Below are 24,701 nucleotides of genomic sequence, written 5' to 3' on the forward strand. Positions count from 1 at the left end.
TAGTTAGCTAACTTTGACATTTTAGAAAGGTAAATGGTAAATAGTAAGTGACCTTATACATAATTAATACAGCATTATACCTATTTCGGTATAAATCACCATTTTGAAATGAGGAATTGTTAAATGTTAGAGGCAAAAAGGAGAGCGGCTATATTTTTTATTTTGGCATTTATCTTAGCAGCTGCAACTGGATACATGGTACTGCAAAAAGTAAAGGATTTAAATTCTGATTTAGGTGCAATGACAAAGATTTATGTAGCAAAAGCGGATATTCCATCAAGGACAGTTATTCAAAAGAATCAAATCACCGTAATGGAGTTACCTAATAAGTTTGTTACTGAGTCGCATATCACCTCTTTTGGTGATCTGGAATCTCAAGTATCAGTCGTCCCTCTTTCTAAAGGTGACATGATTACACGAAATATGATTAAACCAGCTTCCAATCTACAAAATGAGAACAATAGATTAGTCACTTTGCATCGAACGGATAAAGTTCAATTCGATCAAGTAATCGAAGCACTAGACCGAGTAGATATTATTGTATCTACTGAAAATAAAGGCGAGCGTAAGACATCTGTTTTCATGAAAGACGTTGTTGTCCGATTTTCTCAAGGTTCTGGTGAAAAATTTGCGGGTGTTGCAGTCGAAGTGACGGCTGAACAAGCACCGAAACTTATACATATGCAAAACTATGCTGATCACATTCGTATATTAAAAGCTAACGTTGGCCAAAACAGTGTACCTTCCGAAGAAACAGAAGAAAAAGAGGCACGACAGGAAGAGCCTGCAAAGAAGAAAGTTGAAGAAAAACCAGCGACAACACCTCCTAAAGAGAATGCTACTAAAAAAGAAACACCGAAAGAAGGACCTACTTCCGGGAGTGGACAGTAAGATGGAAAAGAGGCTGACGTGATGGAACTATCGGCAAATATCTTAATTGTTAGTGAATGGGAACAGAATACAGTGCTATTAAAAACGATTTCTGAAAGCTTCTCAAAACAAGTAACTAGTGTGAAATATTCAGATGCTATAAGAGAAATGAACCGAGAAACTCGTGACATTGTCATCGTTTCTCAATCGGAAACGGAAGCGTCTGTAGAGTTAGTCCAATCAATACGAATGGTCAATCCGGCTTGTCTCCTATTGTTTGTTGCAGTTGCTTCTGACTTTACATTGCTCCGAAATATTATACGTTCAGGTGCGGATGAATTTTTCGTCTTTCCAGATGAAACTAGTTTATTCACAAGTAGATTTCCAACAATCGTCCAAAATTATGAGATCAAAAAAAATTCAATGGAAGAAGCCGCTGTAACTTATGGACGCAATCGAGGACAAATTCTGTCATTCTACAGCGGAAAAGGTGGAAGTGGACGTACATTGATTGCTTCCTCAGTTGCTCAAACTTTAAAGCTCGAGTCAACGGCTGAAGTGATTTTGATTGACTTGAACACCCAATACGGTGGGATTGAAAACGTCTTTTCCATTGAATCCAACCGATCGCTAGCTGATTTAATGCCTGTTGTTGAGGAATTAAATGAAAGCCACATTCGGAATGTATCTGAAACACAGGTGGATTCCAAATTGGAAATTCTCATCAGTCCTTGTGATGCGGAGATTGCAGAATCGATTGATGAAGAGTTTATTGCCAAATTGATTCGTACATGCAGACGTTCATTTGACTACGTTTTAATTGATCTGCCAAGTCATATGAATGGACAAGTCGTTACAGCTTTAGAAGAGTCTGACAAAGTTTTTTACATATTAGCGCCCGAAACATCAGCCCTCAAAACGTTAAAGCAGTTCGAAACATTAAGCACAAGACTTGGCATTCCATTGGCAAATCGTATGGAAATTGTACTGAATGAACTGTCCAAAGAAAACGAAGTCCAGCAAAGCGATTTGAAAAACGTGCTACGTTTTCCAGTGGCCGCTTCCATTCGCAGGGACATTAAAGGATTGCAACCATATATCAATAAAGGGATGCCTGTCCGGAAAGTCCAGAAAGAACGTAAATTAATCCCATTTGCCAAAGATATTCGTAAGTTTGCACGAGATGTATTAAAGCAATAGGAGGTGAAGAGGGATGAGCTCACTGTTTGAAAAGAGAAAAGGGAAGCTTGTGCAGAAAAAGCCAACCTCTTACGAATATGAAAACCACCTCGTCGATGAATTAGTCGAACATTATAAGGCCCGTTTATTGCGAGACACAAACTTGGAAGCTTTAACGCAGCTGTCTTCAGGTGAAATGCGGTTGCGAATTGAGCAATATGTTTCAACTTTTATGTCCGAAGAAAAAGTCATTATTTCAAGGCATGATAAAGAACTTTTAATTACGAGAATATTAGATGAGTCAGTCGGTTTCGGTCCGCTCGAACCGCTCATAAATGATCCGGATATCACGGAAATTCTGATTAATGGGTACAAGGAAGTTTATGTTGAAAGAAAAGGAAAACTTCAAGAAGTACAAATTGCATTCCGGAACGATGAACATGTACGGCATATTGTGGATCGTATCGTCGCACCACTCGGCAGACGAATCGATGAAAGCTCACCAATGGTAGATGCCAGATTGCCAGACGGCAGCCGGGTAAATGCAGTTATTTCACCGATCAGTTTATCGGGCACACTTGTTTCCATCCGAAAATTCCGAGCAGAACCTTTTAAAGTGGAGGATTTACTGCAATTTGATTCTATGAGCAAAGATATGGCGACATTCCTGGATGGGATTGTAAGAGCCAAAATGAACACGCTCATCAGTGGAGGAACAGGCTCTGGTAAAACAACTTTGTTGAATGTAATCGCTACATCCATTCCTCATGGTGAACGTGTCATTACGATAGAAGATTCCGCAGAGCTTCGTCTAGACCGTCCAAACGTCGTTGGAATGGAAGCCAGACCGGCGAATGTTGAAGGAAAAGGGGAAGTCAGCATTCGGAACTTGGTGCGAAATGCTTTACGTATGCGGCCGGACCGCATCATTGTCGGGGAAGTTCGGAGTGGAGAAGCATTTGATATGCTCCAGGCTATGAATACGGGGCATGAAGGGTCAATCACAACTGTCCATGCGAATAATGCCGACGATGCATTGCGACGAGTTGAAGCGATGGTCATTATGGCAGGAATGGATTTACCTTCAACCATTATTCGGGAGTACATTGTCGGTGCTTTAGACATCATTGTCCAAGCAACACGACTGACAGATGGAACACGGAAAATCGTATCCATTTCGGAGGTCCAGAAAAATGACGGCAAACATCGGATTGTTGAAATCTTCAAGTTTCATAGGACCGGTTTAACCAAAGATGGAGAGGTAGAAGGACATTTTACTCCAACTGGTGAAATTCCGCAGTGTTTAACTCGTATACGTGTCTTTGGAATTGACATGGATGAATCTTTGTTCGAGCCAGTGAAACGGGGTGTGGTCGTATGACGGAAGCATTACTCGCGATGCTGACCATTCTTGTACTCGTCATCGGTTTTTACTTTTACCTCGGCTATCGGAAAGAAAAAAGGGAGTGGCGTAAACAAGTCCAACAGTTTTATCGGGACGGAGAACGTCGTAAAAGTGTGTTGGTGGTCATTGGAACCAAGTACGATCAGACCGATTCTGCAAAAGCACTGGAACAGAGGTTGATAGATGCAAATATTGGCTTCACACCATCAGAGTTTATCGGTGCTCTCATAGTTTCTTATATGGCATTGGTTATTGGTCTTCAAAACTTCTTTAATTTGAACATGTTTGCAAGTTTAGTCATAGCTCTATTGCTTGTCGAAGGTGGGCGTCGAATGCTTTTCCTGGTTCGGAAAAATAAAAAGAAACAAATGCTGGTCGAACACCTTCCTGAAATTTGTCGCATCCTTGCCAATGCCACACGTTCTGGCATGACGCTCAATCAAGGAATTCAACTTGTTGCTCAGGAAATTGGTGAACCGGCTAAATCTGAGTTCAAGAGATTGGCACATGAGTTATCGCTAGGAATTGACTTCAGTGCTGCCATCCGTAGCATGGAGAAACGCGTGGATGACAAAGAATTTCAACTGTTCACGGCAACCATGCTCATCCAGAAGAAAGCAGGAGGTAATTTGTACGCAGTGCTGGACGAAATGAGCCAGACGCTGGATGAACGCAAGTTATTGAAACAAGAAATCAAAACGATGACTGCTGAACAACGCTATATTTCGTATATTGTTCCCGTCATTCCAATCTTTCTTGTACTTATGATGAACAATATTGTGGAAGGATTTTTAGATCCTCTATTTACCGGACTTGGACTAATTCTATTCGCTTTCTTTTTGACCGGAACAATTCTAACATTCGTGATTGTTCGTAAAATCACCAATATAAGGGTGTGATGAAATGGATGGAATTATCGCTTTATCTGTCTTGCTGTCTGTAATATTTGTTGGAGTTGCACTTCGTTCATTATATGTGTACTGGCGTGAACGAAAAGCATTGAAAGAAGAAGTGGAAGAATCACTATTTATTTATGATGCCTTCCATCGGAAAGTCACCCGTAAAGAGAAGTTGGTTGCAAAGATGTTCAAATTTGCAGATGATTTCGAGGATTTGGGGCAACGTATCAATTTCTTTAGTGAAAATCAAGAAGTTAAAAAGTGGCTGATTCAGGCTGGATATCCGTATGAATTGACGGTAGAACGCTTCCAAGGATTGAAAATTTTCTTAATGATTATTGGCTTCTTTACAGGTGGGATTTCTCTAATATTACTTTTGCCATTTTCACAATTCATGATTATCCTGCTGCCGATTTTTGGCTATATGAGTGCTATTTTATGGATTCGCTCCAAAGCAAAAAAACGGCAGGAAGAAATTTCCTATCAGTTGCCTGATTTTCTTGATACTATGAGCGTTACTTTGCAGGCTGGGGTTGCAATGGATCAAGCAATTCGTGACATTGTTCCATATTTTGAAGGACCGGTGAAAGAGGAATTCGGACGATTCATTCAGGAAATAAGCGTTGGTGTGCCACGAGCGGAAGCCTATCGGACGTTACTTGTCCGTAATGATTCAAAAGAGTTTCAAATATTGATAAAGTCCTTGATTCAAGGAGAGAGATTGGGTGTACCAATTGCAGATACTTTCAAACAACAAGCCGAAGAAATGCGAAAGTTGAAGAAAGAGATGATTAAAGAGAAGGCGGCGAAGGCTTCACCAAAAGTAACACTCGTTACGACATTCTTGGTTCTGCCATCTTCGCTCGTATTAATCGGCGGCTTGATGATGATAAATATGTTCAACCAAAACAAAGGCATTTTTGATTTATTCCAATAAAAAAGCTCAAAGGAGAGAAAACAAAATGAAAAACTTATTAATGAACGCATGGATGAATATCGTAGTACCGGTGAAAAACGAAAAAGGTGCACAATCGCTTGAATGGTTGGGGCTGGCAGCATTATTGATTTTAGTATTAGGGATTATCTCGACAGCAGTAAATGGACAATCTGGGGCAATCGGAGATTTGATCGGTAAAATCGTATCCAAGATCAGCGGTATGGTCGGCTAATCCCTTATACATGGAAAAACACCTTAGAGAGGCGGTATCAGAATGAGTAAGAAACAACTCATCTTGACTGGTTTACTCATAATGGCTTTGACTGGCTGTAATGAGGAAACAAAGAAGACAGGGATTGTTCCAGGAGAAGAAATATCGAATAAAAACGAAACTTCTGGTAAATCTGAGCCTTCAAATGATTCTGAGCCCGAAAAGGATTCAGAAACTAACAATAAAATGATCGTTGAACCTTTACCTGAAAATTTGAATGAATTGGCGGCATTAACACCAGGATATACCGGCTACTTGGCTGTCATTGAGGTAAATAATCAAAAGAAAATTGATGAATTGACGAAAGACTTGCCTGACATTTCGAGCAAACCGTCAAACGAAGAACTGGACCATTACTACAATGCAATTCTCAGCGTGTTTCAACAGGATTATGAAGGTCCTGAAGATTTGATGCAGGAACTTAAATTCCAATCAATTGGGAGTCCCGATATCGATGATCCACGTATGCAGTTTAAAGAAAACTTGAACGTAATGGTCATTTTGGATGCTTCAGGAAGCATGGGCAAAGACATGAATGGTCAAACCCAGATGGAAGCGGCAAAATCAGCCATTACGAATTTTGTAAAAGGACTTCCGGAAAATACAAACGTAGGTCTACGCATCTATGGCCAAGAAGGTAGCGGCAGCAAAGCTGATAAAGAACTTTCCTGCAAAAGTAGCGAGCTTATTTACCCAATCGGCAACTATGAAGCGAATGGGTTTGAACAAGCTTTAGCGAAAGCAATACCTGCAGGATGGACGCCAATTCAATTAGCTCTGAACGAAGCCCAAAAAGATTTGACGTCTTTCAAAGGCGATAAGAATACAAATATCGTCTATCTTGTCAGCGATGGCATTTCTACTTGTGACGACAACCCTGTCACTGCGGCAAAAACATTGTATGAATCTGATATTACACCGATTATGAATGTCATTGGCTTTAATGTTGATAGTGAGGGCCAAAAGCAATTACGTGCGGTAGCAGAGGCTACAAAAGGTAGTTATCAAGACGTTCAGGATGCGCAAGGATTGCAAAATGAATTGGATCAAGCAAAAAAGGTAGCGGAAAAGTGGGGATTCTGGAAAACCTCAACAGAAGGCAATGTAGGATATGAGCGTACTAATAATGATTTAGACATTTTTGGCTATCATTCGAAAGAATTTAAAAAATGGGTGGACGAAAGACAGCAAGTTGGATTTACCTTAACTTACTTGCTTCAAGAACATGAAATGATGTCGCAGGAAAGCCACGATTATTTACAACAGAAAAATAAAGACTATCACACTTGGGTAGAACAGGAATATGACAAACTACGTGATGAATTGAAAGTATTGAATGAAATGAATTACAAAGAAGCCATGAAGCTATTAGAAGATACGTATAAACAAAACAGTACTCCATAACAAGGAGGTGCACGAGTGGAGATAAGTGGATTAAGAAGGTTTTTTGCCATAAGCATGATTTCATTTATTTTGTTTTGGTCAGCTGGACCTTCGATTATATTAGCCTCGTTCATATCGCCAGGAACACCAATAACTCCAGGTTCTCCTATAACAGGCGGAAGCCCAATTACAGGTGGACAGTTCATTGCGCCTGGTGAAGTTATTGGACCCGGCGAGGCAATTGCGCCTGGACAAGCGGTTCAAGGTGGTAATTCAACCGTATCTGGACAACCAATTATCTCGGGTCAACCAAGTTCGAATGGTTTCTTCATTACGCCAAATTTCATACCGATTTCATATAATGGCTGGCTGCAAACGGGAACTCCGATTACTGGGGGACAAGGACCTAATGGAGGACAAGGTCCTTCAAGTGGCGATGCGAACGGTGGAGGGACTGGCTCAGATGGTTCATCTACAGGCGGAGGCCAAGGTGGCACTGGTGGAACCGGACCGGGTGGAACATTGCCAGGCGGAGGCCAAGGTGACACTGGTGGGACCGGACCGGGCGGAACATTGCCAGGCGGAGGCCAAGCTGGCACTGGTGGAACCGGGCCGGGCGGAACATCGACTGGCGGAGGCCAGGGTGGCACTGGTGGAACCGGACCGGGCGAAACATCGCCAGGCGGGGGCCAGGGTAGCACTGGTGGAATCGGACCGGGCGGAACATCGCCTAGCGGTGGTCAAGGTGAATCAGGTGGAACTTCGGGAAGTGAGTCTGGAATTGGCGACAACGTAAAAAGTGGTTTTGAATTTGCTAAAAATGCAAAAAAAGCTCTTATTACTGTACCTGGTGATTTAGGTAAAGTTCTTGATGGATCACTGTCCATTTATGCAGGTTTTAAAATTACGGATTTGAAGAATGGCCATGCCAAATCCAACCGTTGGTTAATCGAAGGAAATAGCCGAGCTGTGGATGGCAATGGTAAAATGTCAAATTGGCTCAATAAACGCTACTCGAATTATTTGAATTCCTTCGAAAACTCGAAGGCTGTTGTAAAGAGTAAATCCAGTAAAGTAGTTACCTTGAATCCAGACGGGACCAAAAAAGTAACGTATGATCCAACTTATTCCCCTCGAACGAATTCAGACTTTAAACAAACTAGGTTACAAGGATTTATTGATGAAAATATTTCAGCAAAGACAATAGCTAAAAAAACGGGTTCATATTTTAAGAAAAATTGGATTCCGATTGATAAAGGGAAGTTTAATCCTTCATTTTTCAACCTTAGTCCCAAAGGTCCCAATTTAGCCAAGGCAAATGGGATTGCCAATGTCGTGTTGAGTGTAGGGTACCGCCTTGCTGAGAATGCAGCTGACCCATCCAGAACCGGATTGGATCTTGCAGCAGGTATTAGTACAGATGTTGTCATTGGTGCAGGAACTACTGCACTTAGCGCAGGCGCTGGATGGTTGGCAGCGGCAGGTACTGCTGCAGCTGTTGGAAGTGTAGTCCCTGGTGTTGGTACGTTGGTCGGGGCTGCTGTAGGAATTGGAGCAGCTATATTCATGTCAACACCAGCCGGGAAGAGTATTTCCAAAGGTATTGAAAAAGGAATTAAAAATTCGATGGAAGCAGCTGGGAATTTCGGGAAAAAAGTTTTCGCGAAGTTTGGCTGGGGCACCTAGTGCCCAGCCTTTACTATTCATAGATAGGAGAGAGACATGAATATATTGCGGATTATAGGGATTGCCCTTATTGTGATGGTGGGACTTGGATTTTTACTTGTGCCAGTCATTCCTAATTTTATTATTCACTCTATCGTCTTAAGTATCATCGTCTATTCCCTAGTAGGAATCTTAAGTCTTAAGAGTGATTTTCCTTATTATATGGGTTATATGGCTAGTTTTTGTTTAGTTACACTTAATCAGCTGTTTTATCATTTCATTCTGAATGTACCCGTACTTTTTGATCCTGTCACGATTTTCAGTAGCTATTTACCAGCATTATTAATTGTTCTGATTACTGTTTTTATTGGGGATCGATTACTATCCAAAAAGGAGGTAGTGGGTTATGAAAGAGGCGGCGTATCATTATAATCAGCAACTACTGATTATATTATTGTTCAATATTCTCATTGGATTGCCTGTCTTCATTATATTGTTTGGATATACTTTTTATCTAATGCAATTGGATTTGGGTGGTATTGAAAACCTATTGATTATTTTTACAAATATATTGATGTTTGCAGTAATAGTGAAACCTTTCATTTTAATTTATGAACGCTCAGAAGAAGGCGAACCTTTGGTAATAAAGGAAGTCATAAAGGAATTCTTAGTTACTGTTGGTCCTGTATTTATTGTTTCTCTTGTCTCTTTTGGCTTAATTTATTTGGGACTTGCTCTGTATGTAGTTCCCGGAATCATCATGTTACCTCTTATATTTTTCCTGCCTCTTCAATACCGTTCTCATTTTAATTTAAGTGAATGGATAAAAAAATCCATCGAGCTTTATAAAAATAGGTTTGTAGAAATGTTATTCGATATTTTATTGTGGGTTTGTGTCATTTATATCTTATGGTGGGCTTTATTGCAGTTAACCGTATGGATTGATATGACACCTTTGGTTTTCGGTTTGTTGAGAATGGTTATGTATCTATTCCTATTTCCTTATATTATCTTTTATTTAGCTGGTAAATATCCTGTGTCTATAGAAGTGGAGGGATATAGAGCATGAGCGAATACAAATTCAAGCAGTCTAATCCAGGAATACTGTTCCTGCTATCCAATCTTACGTTGGGTGCTTATGTGCCATACTGGTTCATTTCCAGAAAGAATCCTTTACAATATTTGACTAGCAAACTAAATTTTTCAACTCTATACATAATGCTGGGGCTTTATATCTTTTTTTTGGCGTACTATGTGATTGGTGGCGTCTTTCTAAATGAATTGGGTCAAAATTTAATGGACAGTATCAGTTGGATTGTTACCTTTTGGGGGTTTGGTATTCTCTATTATTCAACTTTTAGAATCGTTGAGGCTGTTGAAGAAAATATGGGTGAACGGGTTTTCAATCGATTTTTTGTCCTACTCTTACATATCTGGTATATCCAATTTGTGCTTAACAAAACGCAATTAGTTAGACGAGAGGAATGAGTAATATGCCAAAGCCATCCATTTTTGTTTTTTTACTGCTTCCATTGATATCTGCACTGATCTCACTGGGGATTCCCATTTATAAGTCCGAGTATATGATATTAACAGCCATCATTTACTTGGGGTATGCATTGTTACTCTTCATCGTTAAAGCAATGTCCTCATCTAAGGGGAAAATGGATTTTCCTAAATTTGCAGGATATGCAATGTTTACTGCTTTCGCATTTTTCTTTATTATGCCTTTGATTAAAATATTTGATGGCGAAATTGGCATTCAATTGCTCTTGATCGTGATTTGGCTTGTGCTCCATATAATCTTTTTTGTCAAAGTCGAGACGTTCTACAAGATTGTCATACCGACGGCTGGTGAACAAAAATCAAAATGGACGATTGTCTACTATCTAGGTTTCCTTGTACTTGCTTTAATTTCAGGTGGAGGAAACTTCATGGTAACGCGAATTATGACGGAAAGTTATGGACAGGAACCAATCATGAATTATTTCTCATATGTCCTATATATCATCGGTTGTTGGCTAGGTACACTTGCAGCCGTTATGAGCATTGGAATGCAAGGGAAGTTGCCGAAAGGTCGAATTGAAAGAATAGTACAAAAGGGAAAGTTAGTACGTAATAAATAATAATAGATTAGATGAAGTCATATTAAGCCCAAATTTTTATATGGTAGTTGCTTGTTTCAGAGGAGATAGATGTGAGATTGAAAGAACCTCAACATTATTAAATAGAATTCCATTCTGCAATATTTGAAGATAGAGGTGATCCCATGAAGGGCTTACAAACTTTAAGGAATGAAAAAGGTGCATTAAGTATTGAATTTCTAGGAATTCTTCCTTTTTACTTCCTGTTTTTCCTGTTGCTTTGGCAAGTCGTCGCTTCCGGTTATGCGGTCATGAGTTTAAAATCGGCTGCAAATGATGGCGCTTCAGTGTATGCCATGACGGAAGATGCGGGAGAAGCTCAAACAACAGTCATGCAATCCATTGGCGGCAGTGAGCTGTTAGCCAATGCAAATGTGTCGATTAATGCACAAGGAAACGGTGCATTCACTTTGACAGTGAGCGCCCAGCATCCCCTCGTCTTTATTCCGGCTGAATGGAAGAAAGAGACCGCCATTTCATTGAACTCGAAAGCAGCGGGTAAGGTGTTTGTCCCATGAAGTATTTAAACAATGAACGGGGTAACTCCGCATTTTACATCATCTGGCTTTTGGGGATATCTGCAGTCATTTTTGTTATTGTCGTGAATATTGCCAAAGTGTATGTGGTCAAACAACATGCAGCAACTGCTACTCAACAAGCAGCTTTTGCTGGAACGGTCGTTTTATTAGAAGCGACACAAGAAGGAATCGAAAGTTTTGATAGTGATCTGACAAAGTCCGCTTCCCAAAAAGAAATAGACAAAGGGAAATCCATTCAAGATCAAATTGATGAAAAAGTAGATGAATTTGTCGCACAAGATGAAGATTTACAGCTAGCATACATTAAAGCATACAACGAGGTACTTCCAGAAAAAATAAAAAAACATCCTCAATTCAAAAAAGAAATGGAAGATACTTTAAGGGATTCCGGGCTTAGCGGGAAGTTACTTAGTGCAGTCCAATCAACCATCACAGCAAACGAAGCGAATGCCGATGACGTTGAAGTGCTGCTATCCGATTCGAAATGGCGTGTGGAAGTGACAGCGGATGCTACATATAAGACGATTACGGATGGAACCTACCTCAAGTCATTCACTTCCGATATTAAACAAAAAGGGGTGGGCCCATCACTTGAATATCTGGAAAGTGTACCTTTCTAATGAATCAGTCCTGGAATAATCCCTTTAAAAAAAGTAGATTCAAAATCATATAACGATTTCTTCGGAATTAAAAAAAGCCAATCACTCAAGTGTGCAGAGTGATTGGCTTTAGTTTATGATTTAGAAATTTTCCTTCTTTTCACTTCATCTGTGAGTGAATTAAAAAGGGAAGGCTGCCACAATAAGCAAATTTTGCAATGCATTCAAACTGTCTATTAATGCCTGTTTTCAATGAGAGTTAAATCATGTATTTGAGTTTTTATACATTGTGGAATTTCACATTTAACGCCTTGAATCAAAGGGCAAGTATTTGATTCAAGGAGTTAACCATCATGGCAAGCAAAGAGATAATAGAGGCTTGCGTTTTCCTTTTTCCGATTAGTCTTCGTCTTTTACATCGATGTCATCTGGAATCGGGGTGTTGCGCCATTCATCGATTTGGCGTTTGACGTATTCAACTTGTTCTAGATGGCGTTCGAATTGGGCTTGATTAATTAAATATTGTTCCCCATCATGAACTGATTTTATGCGTCCATCTAATACATATCGGCGTACTTGTTGTTCAGGCATACTTAAAAAATCAGCAGTTTCTTCTATTGATAAATACACAGGCGACACACTCCTTTTCTTAAGTATAGTTTACGAGTTTGCGTATCTCAATATACATAAAATATGGTAAAGTACAGACATCAACTATTTGAGGTGACTTTATGAAAACAGTGATCCCTTACTTCCTTGTATTACTAGCAGCTGTGTTATGGGGCACAACTGGAACAGCTCAAACTTATTTACCTCAAAATGCTCAGCCCTTAACCATTGGCGCATCTCGATTAGCTATTGGCGGATTTTCATTATTAATTATTATGATGCTCAAGAAAAAAATCAACTTCAGAACATGGCCGTGGAAAGAAACGGTTGTTGCAGCTCTATGTATGGCGTTATTCCAACCTTTGTTTTTTACGTCAGTTCGTGTTACTGGAATTGCTATTGGTACTGTTGTTGCTATCGGCAGTGCACCGATTTTTTCTGGTTTGATCGAGTGGTTCATTTTGAAATTACGACCTTCGCGTGCATGGATAATTGCTACGGCACTTTCAGTTATCGGATGTAGCCTGTTGTTTTTAAACAAAGATGCATTAACGGTAAATCCACTTGGAGTAACTTTATCATTAATCGCTGGATTTGTATTTGCGATTTATACAATTGTTAGTAAAGCATTATTAGCAAAAGTAGAAGCGATTCCTGCAGTTGCTATGACATTCTCCATCAGCGCAACTATATTAATGCCCTTTTTATTTATTTTTGATAGCTCATGGGTTACTGAACCTTCAAATATAGCAACCATTTTATATTTAGGTTTTATGACAACGAGTGTAGCATATATTCTCTATTTAACAGGACTCCAAAAAGTACCTTCTTCATCTGCTGTAACGTTATCTCTTGGAGAGCCCTTAACTGCAGCTGTATTAAGTGTATTTGTAGTGGGGGAAGTGTTAAGTGCAGTTTCTTGGGTCGGAGTGCTTCTTCTGCTCGGAGGGATTGTTGTTCTAACCTTTAGTGGGAGAAAAAGAGCAAAGAAAATCGAATAAATGCAAGGTGTCTCTGTAATTAGGGACACCTTTTTAACGTTTAACTAAACGTAGATGTGTAATTGATGCGTAATAAATGTGGATTGACAATAAAAAAGAAGTGCCTACATTTCTTAAGAAAATCTTCATTTTTATGCTAACAGATTGTTAAGAATTAGTGGTTACAATTGTATTATAAGAAGTAGAGATGAGGTGCAACGGATGACACAATTTACAGTACTCGTTACGGATGACGATCAGGACATTCGAGATGGCATAGAAATTTATTTGAAAAATGAAGGTTATCGTGTTTTAAAAGCTTCTGATGGCTTAGAAGCTTTGACTATTTTAGGGACAAATGATGTTCATTTGATCTTACTCGATATTATGATGCCGAATATGGATGGAATTCAAGCGACGTTTAAGATTCGCTCAGAGCGTAACATTCCCATCATTATGTTAAGTGCTAAGGCCGAAGACACCGATAAAATACATGGTCTATCTGTAGGGGCTGATGATTATGTCACGAAGCCCTTTCATCCTATGGAACTAATGGCAAGAGTGAAGTCACAATTGCGTCGCTATGTGCACCTCGGAACAATTAAAGAACAGAAATCAATTATTCAAATAGATGGACTTGCACTAGACATAGAAGCAAAAGACGTAACACTCGATGGGGAATCCGTCAGATTAACGCCGATTGAATACAAAATTACCGAACTGTTAATGACAAATGCGGGCAGAGTATTTTCAATTGGCGACATTTATCAACGTGTATGGAATGAACCTGCATATAACGCGGAAAATATCGTTGCTGTTCATATTCGTAAAATTCGAGAAAAAATCGAAACCGATCCTAAAAATCCGAGATATGTAAAGGTGGTTTGGGGCATTGGCTACAAAATCGAAAAGTAAGGCTTCACATTGGTTATCCATTGTCGCACTCGCTATTGGGATGCTCAGTCTCATGTATTGTTATTCTTTTATTCAACAACTTCTCGAACAAGGTTTATTTCATTCTAATCGAACGATCGTGCAATTGACGCGAATATTAAAAGGAGGTGCGTAATCGATGAAGAAAATGGCTTGGGTGTTTTTTGTTTTAATTAGTATCATCTTATTTGCGGTTACCACATTCGTTTCAGTTGGACCAACTTACATTGGAGGCTCTTATTATGAATCTGGAAGCTTCCAGGAGTCTTTTGATTATAAAATTCAAGAAATAGGACCAGTTTTATTAAGTAGATTGGATGTTGATGAAGAAATTAAAAATCTACAAGTCGAGCCTTACGAAGTAGAACAATACCGTGAATATTATGGTTCCCAAATAGACCAAATCATATCTGTTCAAGATCAATACCAGGAATTGATTAATAATGCTGACAGTAATGGCGATGACGTTCTAAAGACCGAACTTGAAAAAGACCGCGACACTAAAATCGCTGATATACGGAAAAACTTTGAGGATGATGATAGTGTAAGCGAGAAAATATTATCCGCAAAAAAAGAAGCGTTGCGAAAATATGATGCACAAATTTCAAATGCTGTTTCACAAGCAAAAATAACTCAAAAATCAATGGCTTATAATTTGACCAATGTCGAGACAGGTGAAAGTTTTGTATTTGGAGATATTAAGGAAGAAGCAGCATACACGAAAATTTTTAACCAGAAAGAAGGATATTTGACCGTCTCTTCATTAGACCAACATTTAAGTGAATTGCAAAATGATGAATTACAAGCTTTGTCAATTCATAATGTATACGAATTGGTGGGAGATGAGTCATCTCAATTTACCGGCACATTTATCCTGCCAAAAAGCATGATTTCAAATGATCAACTTGTAGAAATGCGTGCCTATGAACAAAGCAATTGGTTTTTTATTGCAACTTGCATATTAGGATTATTTTCAGCAGCGGGAGCTTTTTGGCTTTACAGAACGAAAAAAAAAGAAGTACTTACTATTCCTATTCCCAACTGGATAAAACAGTTAAAACTTGAATGGCGAGTAGTAGGCATTTTAGTTACTGTTTTTGGCTTGCTCAATACGTATTATCCACTAATCAGAAGCATTGAAGGCATCTACTACAATCATCTGCTTGGTGAATACATCGTAAATACAGGACTATTATTTATCTTTATGATTGTGTTTTTAACATTAACAATCGTTCAATTAATATGGTTGTTAAAAGACTACCGGAATAATGAAATCAACAAACTATGGGAAAATAGCATGTCCCAAAAATTAATGGGTATGATGCAGGAAGTCTTTTTAAACCGATCTCTAGGAACCCAATTAGTGATGCTTTTGTTTGTCGTTTTTTTTGCAGGATTAGGTATTGGAGGCGTAATCGTATCACCAGCACTTATCTTTGTATACGCACCACTTTTTGTGATTGTTGTGCTACCGGTTATTTATAATTTGTTAAAACGCGTGGCAAATTACAACAAGCTAGCCATCGCGACTGAACAAATGGCACAAGGACAATTAATTGGAGATGTAGAGATTCGAGGGAAATCTGTATTTGCAGATCATGCAAAACATTTGAATAAACTTCGAGAAGGAGTGCGCATGTCCCAGTCTGAACAAGCTAAAAGTGAACGTTTAAAAACCGAGTTAATTACGAATGTTAGTCATGACTTACGAACACCGTTAACATCCATCATCACTTATACGGATTTATTGAAAAAACCGGAGTTATCAGATGAAGAACGTCTATCTTATGTGTCGATTTTGGATCGGAAATCACAACGACTTAAAACATTAATCGAGGATTTATTCGAAGTGTCGAAAATGGCTAGTGGCAATATGGAGCTCCATAAACAAAAGGTTGATTTAACACAATTGATGCAACAAGCTTTGGCTGAGCATGAGGAAGAAATTCAAAGTGCAAAATTAGATTTCCGCGTTACTCCTCCTACTAAATCTTTATATGCTTATGTAGATGGTCAAAAGTGGTGGAGAGTCCTAGATAATTTAATCGGAAATTCAATTAAATATACGTTACCTGGAACTCGCGTCTATATAACGCTAAAAGAACAAGATGATTGTGCTCTTTTTATTATCAAAAATGTTACGAGATATGAACTCGGCGAAAATGTGGATGAATTATTTGAACGTTTCAAACGGGCGGATACTTCGCGTCATACAGAAGGATCAGGTTTGGGCCTAGCTATTTCCCAATCTATTGTTGATTTACATGGAGGTTCCATGCGCATTGATGTAGATGGGGATCTATTCAAAGTAACCGTGTCGATTCAAACAATTTAAAAAGAACGTGGGGGAATGATTCCCTCACGTTTTTTAGTTGAATCAATAAGAAAGTATAAATTTATGGATATCAGTAGAAGAAAAGACATCAGCTTGCGCCATTGTACGCGCAAGCTGTGGTTCTTTAAAAATAAAACATGTAAACCCCTATAAGAAGAACCCCTATATCTGCAAACATATGTATGATCCATGAAGGATAGATGGTTCCACTTGCTTCATTTATCCATTGAAATAACAACCCACCAATAAAGAGGCCTACAACAGCCACGATTAATATGGGCCACTCAAACCACGGGAGGAAAATCGCAACGTGATAAATCGCGAAAAAGAAACTTGGTAGAATCCATTTCAACTTGGATTCTTTTAAAAAATCTATAAGCAATCCTCGAAAGTAAAATTCCTCTAAAAAAGAATTACCGATCAATATGTAAAGTGCGACAATAGGGAATACTAATGCGGTGACGCCAACTCTCGTTTCTAAATCCACCTGTAAAGAATTTAAATCGATGGAACTTCTGAGAAAAATAAAAGCACCTAGAATCGTCATCATTACTGCGAAACCTATTACTATTGCTATAAAGATGCTGATTTTTTGTGTTTTTCTCATATGTAAAAAATCCAATTTTTTCACCTTCAAAAACAACAAAGGGATAGCTAGAAAAAAGAGAGCTTTTGCTGCTGTTTTCCATAAATATGGTACTTCTAGAACTTGTTCAATCCAAAGCAAGAGAGCGATGGATACGAGTGGAAATAGTATTGTCCAATTTTTCATGATTTTTCCTCCAATTTAAATGGACGATAATCGTGTTAAAAGGATGCCAAAAGGGTAAGTAAAAGAAGGATGAATAAAAATGAGTAGGTGATTAAATGAAGACATCTAAATGGATGGATTTACGCACGCGTTTCCGTCATATATTATTTGCTATCGTTGGTTTAATTATATTAGTGATTATTGCTACAAGTGGTTTTATGGTACTAGAAAATATAGGTTTATTTGATGCTTTTTATTTAACGATTATTTCCTTAATGACAGTAGGTTATGGTGATATAGTGCCGGAAACGGACGCAGGAAGAAGTTTTGCATTAATACTTATCCCGCTTGGTGTGGCTGTTGTTACATATGCCATGGGGGCAGTTGCTTCTTATTTCATTGAACATCAACTTTCAGTAAAGGTGTGGAATAAACGAATGGAACATACTATTAAACATTTGGAAGGTCATATAGTGGTTTGTGGTTTGGGGAGAGTTGGTAGACAAGTTTTTGAACAATTAAAAGAAGAGAATGTTCAAGTTGTTTATATCCATGATTCTGAGGAAGAAATGGTCGAATCTTTGCCAGAAGGCACACTGCGTATTGTTGGAAGCCCGTTAAATGACGGGGTATTAAAAGAAGCGAATGTCAAAAAGGCTAGAGGTATAATTGCGACATTGCCAAGTGACTCAGATAATGTGTTTATTACAATTAAAGCAAAAGCTTTAAATGAAAAGATTGAAGTGGTAGCTCGAGTAGAAAATGATGGTTCAGAGGAAGTATTACTTCGTGCAGGCGCTAGTCGGGTTGTAAACCCTTCTACTATTGGAGGACGTGAATTAGTGAGTTCCGTATTGCGACCAGAAGGTACTGATTTAGTTAATTTGCTTATTCATACAAAAGAAAAAGAACAATCTTTAGAGGAAGTAACACTTCAAGATGCGTGTACATTCGTTGGGAAAACATTAAAAGAAGCAGCCATTCGCTCTGAGATGGGAATTACAGTACTAGCTATTCGCCGTGGAGAAAAATTAATTAGCAATCCTTCTGCGGATGAAAAATTACAAAAACAGGATATCCTTATTATTTATGGAGAGAAAGAGGTAAGTGAAACGTTTAAAAAGAAATGCCAAGGGTAAATGAAGATTGTAGAGTAATTACAAATAATTACGAATTTTCAAAGGAGGCTACGTTATGATGGATCAGTTTTATTGGAGAGATACTCTCTCATTTTTACCAGAACTTTTGCTAGCATTGTTGGTATTATTAATTGGATTTTTTGTAGCAAAGTTCTTAGAAAACCTTACGTACAAATTGTTGCGTAAAGCACGTGTAAATGAGCGATTAGGTAATAAAAATGAAAAATGGACAGTAGAAAAGATAATAAGTAAAGTCTTATTCTTTGTTGTCTTAATTCTAGCTTTTGTTCTATTCTTTAATATTTTGAACTTGAATACAATGGCAACACCTTTTGTATCTATGTATTCGGGTTTAACAGGTGCAGTATTAAACATTTTAAAAGCAGGATTAATTCTATTATTTGCATGGATTTTAGCAACTGTTGTGAAAAAAGTTATTCAGATGGCTGGCAACAAACTTAACTTAAACAAATATGTTGAGAAGACTGGAATGGATGCAAATCCTGCAGACCAAGCAAAATGGACGGATACTGCAGCAAACGTTGCATATTACCTTATTTTCTTGTTATTTATCCCAGCAATTTTAAATGCGCTAGGAATTGACGGATTAAGTGGACCGTTTGAAGGAATGTTAGCAAGCTTCTTTAACTTTATACCGAAGTTAGTATCTGCAGCGATTGTATTTGTTATTGGATGGTTTGTTGCGAAACTAGTTCGTAACTTACTAGAAAAGTTTTTACAATCAGCAGGCGCAGATCGATTAGCAGATCGTTTGAATATTTCTTCATTTTTTGAAGGGACAAGCCTTTCGAAAGTAGTAGGAATCATCGCTTTTATCTTAATTATGATTCCAGTATCAATTACGGCACTTGAAATCTTAGATTTAGATGGCATTTCAGATCCTGCAGTAGGGATGTTAAATGATATATTAGCGATGTTACCAAAAATCGCAATTGCTATTGTTCTAGTTTTAGTTGGTATCGTAGTAGCAAAATGGGTGAAAGATTTAGTTGTTTCTTTACTTGAAAAACTGGGTGTCAACTCTATTTTCGGTAAAATGGGCTTCAAATCTGGAACTGGTTCAGCACCAACGTTTGCAACATTATTAGGAACAGTTGTACAAGTTGTCATAATCTTATTGTTTGTAGTAGAAGCTTTGCAACTACTTGAACTTGAATTTATGGTGACATTAGCAACAGCAATATTTGCATACTTGCCATCAGTTCTCGCTGCCATTATTATTTTAGCAGTTGGTTTCTGGTTAGCGAATATGGCTGAGCAATTAGTAGGTAGAGTGATGAGTCATTCTTCAGGCACTCCTCATGTACTACGTTATGTAGCAAAATATGCGATTCTTGCATTCGCATTCTTTATGGCTTTAGATCAATTAGGAATTGCAGCTTCAATCATTAACTCTGCTTTTATCCTAATCTTAGGTGGCGTTGCATTAGCATTCGGTCTAGCATTTGGACTTGGTGGACGCGAACATGCATCTCGTTACTTAAGCAAAATGGAAAAGAGTTTACAAAATGCTGAAGTTTCTAAAGAAAACTATAAAGCTGAAAAAGAAACAATTAAAGATTCACTAAAAGAATCATTTAAAACTGATAAAGAAACTGATCAAAGTTTACGTGGCATTTCTGCTCATGTGGATGAAGCAAATGAAGTCGCAGCAGCAGACGAAGGCTACAACACACCTGCTGCCGATGAAGTACATCCATATGATGTGACTCCTCCAAATGAAGGGTCTTCATTCAACAAAGATGCGCATGACAATTGGAATAGCACTAAACCAAATGATGATCCATTTCGACCATAAGTAGTAAAAAAGCAGTAACTCCAATAAAACGGAGTTGCTGCTTTTTTTGACGTAAGTTGGTGAGCCGTCGCTCAGTCTGACTTTTAGGGGTTCACGTCTGAAAAAAGAGAGTTGACGTCTGAAAAAAAGGGCTTCACGTGTAAAAAAATACGCTTTACGTCTGATTTTATCCAGAAAGCCATCCAACAAAAAAGGCTGCCAGTCCCACCGGCAGCACCATTCAAGATTTCCCAAGAATTGATGAGACCCGATCGCTAGCGCTAATCGGGTTTTTCTGTGGGCGAGTATCTGTTTTAAAGGGTGAGCGGATTCTCAGTCTGACTTTTAGGGTTCACGTCTGAAAAAAGAGAGTTGACGTCTGAAAAAAAGGGCTTCACATGTAAAAAAACACGCTTTACGTCTGATTTTATCCAGAAAGCCATCTAACAAAAAGGCTGCCAGTCCAACCGGCAGCCCATTCAAGAACTTCCAAGAACGGAACGCCCCCGATCGCTAGCGCTAATCGGGTTTTTCTGTGGGCGAGTATCTGTTTTAAAGGGTGAGCGGATGCTCAGTCTGACTTTTAGGGGTCCACGTCTGAAAAAAGAGAGTTGACGTCTGAAAAAAAGGGCTTCACGTGTAAAAAAATACGCTTTACGTCTGATTTTATCCAGAAAGCCATCCAACAAAAAAGGCTGCCAGTCCCACCGGCAGCACCATTAGTTCTTTCGTTTACTTAGAAACGATAGACGAGAGGAAGGGATTTATATGAACAAGAAATTAGGTATTTTACTTATTGGAGGTATGCTAGTTTTAGCTGCCTGTGGAGAAGAAGACGCACAACCTGCTGGTAATGAGCCGGTTGAAGAAGAGATGGAGACATCAGAAGAAGTTGTGGAAGAAGAGGTAGTAGAGGAAGAAGCAACAGAAGAAGAACCTATGACTGATGCAGCTGAAGCTGCAAAGGGAGAAGCTTCTCCGCTATTATCGAAAGCTGATATGACTAGCTTTGTTTTTAATGAGGCTGGAGAATTTAATGTGTATTGTGAACCACATCCAGTGATGAAAATGAAAGTTATAGTGGAAGAAGGCGCTACTACTTCTGGAGATGTAGCACTTGATTTAGCGGACTATGCGTTTAGTGAAGAGAGCATAACAGTTGCTCCTGGAACGGTAATCACGTGGACAGATCAAGATTCTGCACAACATAATGTGGCATTTGAGTAAGGAGGTCATTTAGAGTTCAGGGGGAAAGTCCCTGAACTTTTTTATTTATCTGTTTCTTTTTCGAAAGGATTCAGCTAAGCTTATTTTATTCTGAAATGAAAAGGTGGATGAATATGGCAACATTAGGTCAAATGAAATTTGCACGAGTTTATACACAAGGTCGTTTACAATCAGTGAAAGATGCTCAATGGGATATTCAACCTGAAGGGTTCAATAACACAATTCGCTGGAATGTTGGTCATATATTTGTATCATTAGAATCGTTTGTTAAAAAAAGTATTCCTACCTATGAGCCAGTCCATCCCGAATGGATTCCTCTGTTTAAAGGCGGTACTAAGCCAGAAGATTGGAATGTTGAACCACCAACAAATGAAGAACTTTTGGCAGCATTGGCAGAACAACCAAAACGAGTGGAAGAGATTTTATCAGGAAAACTTGACCAACCGCTCGAAGAAGTTATGTCGCTTGGTCCGGTTCATCAAATGGCAACAATTGATGCGGTAATTCAATTTTTGAATTGGCACGAAGGAATACATGCTGGAATTATTTATTCATTGAATAAAGCAACGGCAGGAGAATAATAAAAAAGAGGAGTGAAGTAGACATATACTAATGTCTACTTCACTCCTCTTTTAAATGCTATTTGCGAGTAGAGTAAGGGTCTTAACTTTTTGGCACTAACCCTTGTTGAAAGGCGTAGACCACTGCTTGTGTGCGATCCTGCACGTCAAGTTTAGATAATACATTACTTACATGAGTTTTCACGGTCTTCAAAGCGATAAATAATTCATCGGCAATGTTTTGATTACTATACCCTTTAGCCATTAACAGTAATATTTCTTGTTCGCGATCGGTTAACTCATCGTGAAGAGGACGATCTATTCCTTGGCGCATACGTTTCATCATTTTATTTGTTACTTCTGGTTCCAGTACGGTCTGACCATCTAATGTTTCGCGAATGGCCTTTGCAAGTTGTTTTGCATTAGATGTTTTTAAAACGTAACTGACAGCACCTGCTTCTAATGCAGGGTACACTTTGTCATCATCTAAAAAGCTTGTAACAATCATGATTTTTGCTTCTGGCCACTGTGAAATAATCTCTTTTGTGGCTTCAGCACCATTCATAATGGGCATGACCATATCCATCAACACAATATCAGGGCGAAGTGATAGTACTAAATCAACTGCTTCTTTGCCATTTACTGCTTCGCCGATAACTTCCATATCAGCTTGTGATTGCAAATAAGCAGAGACACCAATTCTGACCATTTCATGATCATCCACTAGAACGATTCGTATCATCTACTTCGACCCCTTTCTCAACCGGAACTTTAACTTCTACAATGGTACCTTGTGATGGAACTGAAACAATTTTACTTGTTCCACCCATTTCAATCGCTCGTTCTTGTATGTGGTGTAAGCCGTAAGAACCAGCATTTCCTTCATCTTTCATAAAACCAATCCCGTTATCTTGAACACGGAAAATGGCAAGACCGTCACGTTCTACAAAGAGAATATCAACTTCACTAGCATTGGCATGGCGTAACGTATTAGATAACGTTTCTTGTGCGATACGGAATAAGTGATCTTCAACCCCTTTTGAAAGGGAAACATCTTCTAAACGAAAGCGAATAGTGAAATGAACTTTTTGTTGCAACTCGAATAGTAATTCTTCGAGACCTTGTGTTAATGACTTATTGTGAAGTGCAGCCGGACGTAGATGAAGCAACAGTGCACGCATTTCAAGTTGTGCTTGTTGAACGATTTTTTCTGCTTGTGCCAATGGTTTTGGTATTTCTTGATTATCACTTTCTTGTTGTTCAGTAATAGCTGATAACAACATGGAAGCGGCAAATAATTGTTGAGATACTGAGTCATGAAGTTCGCGTGCCAATCGTTGACGCTCTTGTATGATGCGTTCTTGAATTCGTTTATCTTCGCCTTCAGCTCGTTCGTCTGACATTTTTAGCAAACTCTTCTTTTGAGTCGCAATTAACATGGTTACTTCGCTAAGTAATTTCTTTAACTTAGTGGAAACCGCAGGAACGCTTATATCGTTACTTTGTTTATCGGCAGTCAAAACAGATTGTAAATAGGCATCAATTGCACGTTCTTTTTTCTTAGCCAGTTGTGTGGATGATATGGCAACGCCCATACTAATTCCAAGTAGTGATATGGCTAACCAAATGGCAATGGGCAAATTCGCTTCTTCAAATGTCCATAAAGGTAGCCATGTCTCATAAGATGGCCATCCTAAGAGGAAGGTCAATAATGAAAATATCAAAGTGGCAAGTAATGAAAATAACATAAAACTTCGCCCGATAAATCCGCTCATTTACGAATCACCTCAACATCTCCAAGCCAGGTAGACACTGCGATGATAAGTTGGGAAGATGCGCTACCTTGTGCTTCGATATAGCCATCTTTTAGCACAATCGATTGGTTCCATAAACGTTTTTTACTCGCACCAAAGAGTCGAGCATCACCGAGGAGTGTTGTGTAATGAATGCGAACTGGAATTTCATACGGAACGTGAATTTGGATTTTCCCAATACCTTGTCTAACGGATATAAGAGAAGTCCCTTTTGGTAAAACCGTTTGAGTGGCATCAATAGTAATGTTTCCATAGAAACCCTGTACGTGGATATCCTGCCATTCATATGCTTGGAGAGGAGTGCTTTGGACGGAAAAAAGTTTATTTTGAATGAGTGCGTTAGGCGTTTCGGTTTCGTCCCCAAGAAATGGTTCAATGATCTGTTGTGTTTCGTCGCCTTTCCAAAGACGCACTAAGATATAGACCATGGTTGCAACAATAAATAAACGAAGACTCCACATAGAAATCAAGGCAACTCCTAAAAATCCTACACCGATCCAGAAGAATAAACGGTTTTTTCTTCGCAAACTGAAATAAATTAACCCGACACCAAAAAGAACGAATAACACATTTCCATTATGAAAAAACATTACCTCTACAAAAACGAGTAGCAAGGCAGATAATAGCCAAAATGTAATGCGATCCGTTGGTATTCGTTGCATAG

The 24,701-nt window shown here is 38.8% G+C and carries 27 protein-coding genes; 22 read left to right on the forward strand and 5 right to left on the reverse strand.

The features are described from left to right. Positions 1-123: 123 nt before the first annotated feature. The 14 genes from cpaB to C8K15_RS03205 all read left to right on the forward strand — a co-directional run bounded on the left by cpaB (position 124) and on the right by C8K15_RS03205 (position 11,912). Positions 124-891: a Flp pilus assembly protein CpaB gene (gene cpaB / locus C8K15_RS03140; protein WP_108584969.1), complete on the forward strand. Its 768-nt coding sequence runs from the start codon at positions 124-126 to the stop codon at positions 889-891. A 21-nt stretch (positions 892-912) separates the two neighbouring features. Then, complete coding sequence (locus tag C8K15_RS03145) at positions 913-2,070, forward strand: CpaE/TadZ family protein (protein ID WP_108584970.1); 1,158 nt, start codon at positions 913-915, stop codon at positions 2,068-2,070. Positions 2,071-2,083: 13 nt separating this feature from the next. Beyond that, positions 2,084-3,430 (forward strand): TadA family conjugal transfer-associated ATPase, encoded by a 1,347-nt coding sequence (locus C8K15_RS03150; protein WP_108584971.1) that lies wholly within the window; start codon positions 2,084-2,086, stop codon positions 3,428-3,430. Further along, positions 3,427-4,353: a type II secretion system F family protein gene (locus C8K15_RS03155; RefSeq protein WP_108584972.1), complete on the forward strand. Its 927-nt coding sequence runs from the start codon at positions 3,427-3,429 to the stop codon at positions 4,351-4,353. Before C8K15_RS03150 ends, C8K15_RS03155 begins: the two co-directional genes overlap by 4 nt. 4 nt (positions 4,354-4,357) lie before the next feature. Next, a complete protein-coding gene (locus C8K15_RS03160) occupies positions 4,358-5,290 on the forward strand; it encodes a type II secretion system F family protein (protein ID WP_108584973.1) in 933 nt (310 codons plus the stop codon). 40 nt (positions 5,291-5,330) lie between these two features. Beyond that, a complete protein-coding gene (locus C8K15_RS03165; RefSeq protein WP_233260366.1) occupies positions 5,331-5,522 on the forward strand; it encodes a hypothetical protein in 192 nt (63 codons plus the stop codon). Positions 5,523-5,564: 42 nt separating this feature from the next. Then, positions 5,565-6,965 carry a vWA domain-containing protein gene (locus C8K15_RS03170; RefSeq protein WP_108584975.1) on the forward strand — a complete coding sequence of 467 codons (1,401 nt, stop codon included), beginning with the start codon at positions 5,565-5,567 and terminating at the stop codon, positions 6,963-6,965. Positions 6,966-6,980: 15 nt separating this feature from the next. Beyond that, a complete protein-coding gene (locus tag C8K15_RS03175; RefSeq protein WP_108584976.1) occupies positions 6,981-8,630 on the forward strand; it encodes a hypothetical protein in 1,650 nt (549 codons plus the stop codon). Positions 8,631-8,666: 36 nt separating this feature from the next. Continuing rightward, positions 8,667-9,041: a hypothetical protein gene (locus C8K15_RS03180; RefSeq protein WP_108584977.1), complete on the forward strand. Its 375-nt coding sequence runs from the start codon at positions 8,667-8,669 to the stop codon at positions 9,039-9,041. Then, positions 9,016-9,678, forward strand: a complete 663-nt coding sequence (locus C8K15_RS03185) for a hypothetical protein (RefSeq protein WP_108584978.1) — start codon at positions 9,016-9,018, stop codon at positions 9,676-9,678. The genes C8K15_RS03180 and C8K15_RS03185 overlap by 26 nt, the downstream gene beginning before the upstream one ends. After that, positions 9,675-10,097: a hypothetical protein gene (locus tag C8K15_RS03190; RefSeq protein ID WP_108584979.1), complete on the forward strand. Its 423-nt coding sequence runs from the start codon at positions 9,675-9,677 to the stop codon at positions 10,095-10,097. Before C8K15_RS03185 ends, C8K15_RS03190 begins: the two co-directional genes overlap by 4 nt. Before the next feature lie 95 nt (positions 10,098-10,192). Continuing rightward, complete coding sequence (locus C8K15_RS03195; RefSeq protein WP_158268249.1) at positions 10,193-10,735, forward strand: hypothetical protein; 543 nt, start codon at positions 10,193-10,195, stop codon at positions 10,733-10,735. 143 nt (positions 10,736-10,878) lie between these two features. After that, positions 10,879-11,271: a hypothetical protein gene (locus tag C8K15_RS03200; protein ID WP_108584981.1), complete on the forward strand. Its 393-nt coding sequence runs from the start codon at positions 10,879-10,881 to the stop codon at positions 11,269-11,271. Continuing rightward, positions 11,268-11,912 (forward strand): hypothetical protein, encoded by a 645-nt coding sequence (locus C8K15_RS03205; RefSeq protein WP_108584982.1) that lies wholly within the window; start codon positions 11,268-11,270, stop codon positions 11,910-11,912. The genes C8K15_RS03200 and C8K15_RS03205 overlap by 4 nt, the downstream gene beginning before the upstream one ends. A gap of 378 nt (positions 11,913-12,290) precedes the next feature. Here the strand turns inward: C8K15_RS03205 and C8K15_RS03210 are convergent, their stop codons facing one another. After that, the gene (locus C8K15_RS03210) at positions 12,291-12,521 is read right to left on the reverse strand and encodes a helix-turn-helix domain-containing protein (RefSeq protein ID WP_108584983.1); all 231 of its coding nucleotides are present in this window, start codon (positions 12,519-12,521) and stop codon (positions 12,291-12,293) included. Between the two features lie 101 nt (positions 12,522-12,622). On the opposite strand from C8K15_RS03210, the gene C8K15_RS03215 reads away from it, so the two are divergent. The 4 genes from C8K15_RS03215 (at position 12,623) to C8K15_RS03225 (ending at position 16,748) form a co-directional block, all read left to right on the forward strand. Further along, on the forward strand, positions 12,623-13,501 hold the full coding sequence (locus C8K15_RS03215; protein ID WP_108584984.1) for an EamA family transporter: 879 nt from the start codon (positions 12,623-12,625) through the stop codon (positions 13,499-13,501). Positions 13,502-13,702: 201 nt separating this feature from the next. Continuing rightward, positions 13,703-14,395: a response regulator transcription factor gene (locus C8K15_RS03220; protein ID WP_108584985.1), complete on the forward strand. Its 693-nt coding sequence runs from the start codon at positions 13,703-13,705 to the stop codon at positions 14,393-14,395. After that, the gene (locus C8K15_RS20175) at positions 14,373-14,549 is read left to right on the forward strand and encodes a hypothetical protein (RefSeq protein ID WP_158268250.1); all 177 of its coding nucleotides are present in this window, start codon (positions 14,373-14,375) and stop codon (positions 14,547-14,549) included. Before C8K15_RS03220 ends, C8K15_RS20175 begins: the two co-directional genes overlap by 23 nt. 3 nt (positions 14,550-14,552) lie before the next feature. Continuing rightward, the gene (locus C8K15_RS03225) at positions 14,553-16,748 is read left to right on the forward strand and encodes a sensor histidine kinase (protein WP_108584986.1); all 2,196 of its coding nucleotides are present in this window, start codon (positions 14,553-14,555) and stop codon (positions 16,746-16,748) included. 124 nt (positions 16,749-16,872) lie between these two features. Here the strand turns inward: C8K15_RS03225 and C8K15_RS03230 are convergent, their stop codons facing one another. After that, the gene (locus C8K15_RS03230; protein ID WP_108584987.1) at positions 16,873-17,520 is read right to left on the reverse strand and encodes a CPBP family intramembrane glutamic endopeptidase; all 648 of its coding nucleotides are present in this window, start codon (positions 17,518-17,520) and stop codon (positions 16,873-16,875) included. A gap of 95 nt (positions 17,521-17,615) precedes the next feature. Here C8K15_RS03230 and C8K15_RS03235 point away from each other — a divergent pair, with 95 nt between their 5' ends. The 4 genes from C8K15_RS03235 (at position 17,616) to C8K15_RS03250 (ending at position 22,244) form a co-directional block, all read left to right on the forward strand. After that, positions 17,616-18,638, forward strand: coding sequence for a potassium channel family protein (locus C8K15_RS03235; protein ID WP_108584988.1), 1,023 nt, complete (start codon positions 17,616-17,618; stop codon positions 18,636-18,638). Between the two features lie 55 nt (positions 18,639-18,693). After that, the gene (locus tag C8K15_RS03240) at positions 18,694-20,457 is read left to right on the forward strand and encodes a mechanosensitive ion channel (RefSeq protein WP_199224053.1); all 1,764 of its coding nucleotides are present in this window, start codon (positions 18,694-18,696) and stop codon (positions 20,455-20,457) included. 747 nt (positions 20,458-21,204) lie between these two features. Beyond that, entirely contained in the window at positions 21,205-21,663 is a 459-nt protein-coding gene (locus tag C8K15_RS03245; protein ID WP_108584989.1) for a plastocyanin/azurin family copper-binding protein, read from the forward strand. Positions 21,664-21,776: 113 nt separating this feature from the next. Next, entirely contained in the window at positions 21,777-22,244 is a 468-nt protein-coding gene (locus C8K15_RS03250; protein ID WP_108584990.1) for a DinB family protein, read from the forward strand. 82 nt (positions 22,245-22,326) lie between these two features. Here the strand turns inward: C8K15_RS03250 and C8K15_RS03255 are convergent, their stop codons facing one another. From C8K15_RS03255 to liaF, 3 genes are read right to left on the reverse strand one after another with little or no spacing between them, the layout of a single operon-like run. Further along, a complete protein-coding gene (locus C8K15_RS03255) occupies positions 22,327-22,965 on the reverse strand; it encodes a response regulator transcription factor (protein WP_108584991.1) in 639 nt (212 codons plus the stop codon). Then, positions 22,940-23,998, reverse strand: coding sequence for a sensor histidine kinase (locus C8K15_RS03260; protein WP_108584992.1), 1,059 nt, complete (start codon positions 23,996-23,998; stop codon positions 22,940-22,942). The genes C8K15_RS03255 and C8K15_RS03260 overlap by 26 nt, the downstream gene beginning before the upstream one ends. Next, positions 23,995-24,699 carry a cell wall-active antibiotics response protein LiaF gene (gene liaF, locus C8K15_RS03265; protein WP_108584993.1) on the reverse strand — a complete coding sequence of 235 codons (705 nt, stop codon included), beginning with the start codon at positions 24,697-24,699 and terminating at the stop codon, positions 23,995-23,997. Before liaF ends, C8K15_RS03260 begins: the two co-directional genes overlap by 4 nt. Positions 24,700-24,701: the final 2 nt, after the last annotated feature.

The organism is Paenisporosarcina sp. OV554, assembly GCF_003058165.1.
Classification (GTDB): Bacteria; Bacillota; Bacilli; order Bacillales_A; family Planococcaceae; genus Paenisporosarcina.

Coding starts and splice junctions, on each gene's coding strand:
- cpaB (WP_108584969.1), top strand. CDS start 124: ATGTTAGAGGCAAAAAGGAGAGCGGCTATATTTTTTATTTTGGCATTT.
- C8K15_RS03145 (WP_108584970.1), top strand. CDS start 913: ATGGAACTATCGGCAAATATCTTAATTGTTAGTGAATGGGAACAGAAT.
- C8K15_RS03150 (WP_108584971.1), top strand. CDS start 2,084: ATGAGCTCACTGTTTGAAAAGAGAAAAGGGAAGCTTGTGCAGAAAAAG.
- C8K15_RS03155 (WP_108584972.1), top strand. CDS start 3,427: ATGACGGAAGCATTACTCGCGATGCTGACCATTCTTGTACTCGTCATC.
- C8K15_RS03160 (WP_108584973.1), top strand. CDS start 4,358: ATGGATGGAATTATCGCTTTATCTGTCTTGCTGTCTGTAATATTTGTT.
- C8K15_RS03165 (WP_233260366.1), top strand. CDS start 5,331: ATGAACGCATGGATGAATATCGTAGTACCGGTGAAAAACGAAAAAGGT.
- C8K15_RS03170 (WP_108584975.1), top strand. CDS start 5,565: ATGAGTAAGAAACAACTCATCTTGACTGGTTTACTCATAATGGCTTTG.
- C8K15_RS03180 (WP_108584977.1), top strand. CDS start 8,667: ATGAATATATTGCGGATTATAGGGATTGCCCTTATTGTGATGGTGGGA.
- C8K15_RS03185 (WP_108584978.1), top strand. CDS start 9,016: ATGAAAGAGGCGGCGTATCATTATAATCAGCAACTACTGATTATATTA.
- C8K15_RS03190 (WP_108584979.1), top strand. CDS start 9,675: ATGAGCGAATACAAATTCAAGCAGTCTAATCCAGGAATACTGTTCCTG.
- C8K15_RS03195 (WP_158268249.1), top strand. CDS start 10,193: ATGATATTAACAGCCATCATTTACTTGGGGTATGCATTGTTACTCTTC.
- C8K15_RS03200 (WP_108584981.1), top strand. CDS start 10,879: ATGAAGGGCTTACAAACTTTAAGGAATGAAAAAGGTGCATTAAGTATT.
- C8K15_RS03205 (WP_108584982.1), top strand. CDS start 11,268: ATGAAGTATTTAAACAATGAACGGGGTAACTCCGCATTTTACATCATC.
- C8K15_RS03215 (WP_108584984.1), top strand. CDS start 12,623: ATGAAAACAGTGATCCCTTACTTCCTTGTATTACTAGCAGCTGTGTTA.
- C8K15_RS03220 (WP_108584985.1), top strand. CDS start 13,703: ATGACACAATTTACAGTACTCGTTACGGATGACGATCAGGACATTCGA.
- C8K15_RS03225 (WP_108584986.1), top strand. CDS start 14,553: ATGAAGAAAATGGCTTGGGTGTTTTTTGTTTTAATTAGTATCATCTTA.
- C8K15_RS03230 (WP_108584987.1), bottom strand. CDS start 17,520: ATGAAAAATTGGACAATACTATTTCCACTCGTATCCATCGCTCTCTTG.
- C8K15_RS03235 (WP_108584988.1), top strand. CDS start 17,616: ATGAAGACATCTAAATGGATGGATTTACGCACGCGTTTCCGTCATATA.
- C8K15_RS03240 (WP_199224053.1), top strand. CDS start 18,694: ATGATGGATCAGTTTTATTGGAGAGATACTCTCTCATTTTTACCAGAA.
- C8K15_RS03245 (WP_108584989.1), top strand. CDS start 21,205: ATGAACAAGAAATTAGGTATTTTACTTATTGGAGGTATGCTAGTTTTA.
- C8K15_RS03250 (WP_108584990.1), top strand. CDS start 21,777: ATGGCAACATTAGGTCAAATGAAATTTGCACGAGTTTATACACAAGGT.
- C8K15_RS03255 (WP_108584991.1), bottom strand. CDS start 22,965: ATGATACGAATCGTTCTAGTGGATGATCATGAAATGGTCAGAATTGGT.
- C8K15_RS03260 (WP_108584992.1), bottom strand. CDS start 23,998: ATGAGCGGATTTATCGGGCGAAGTTTTATGTTATTTTCATTACTTGCC.
- liaF (WP_108584993.1), bottom strand. CDS start 24,699: ATGCAACGAATACCAACGGATCGCATTACATTTTGGCTATTATCTGCC.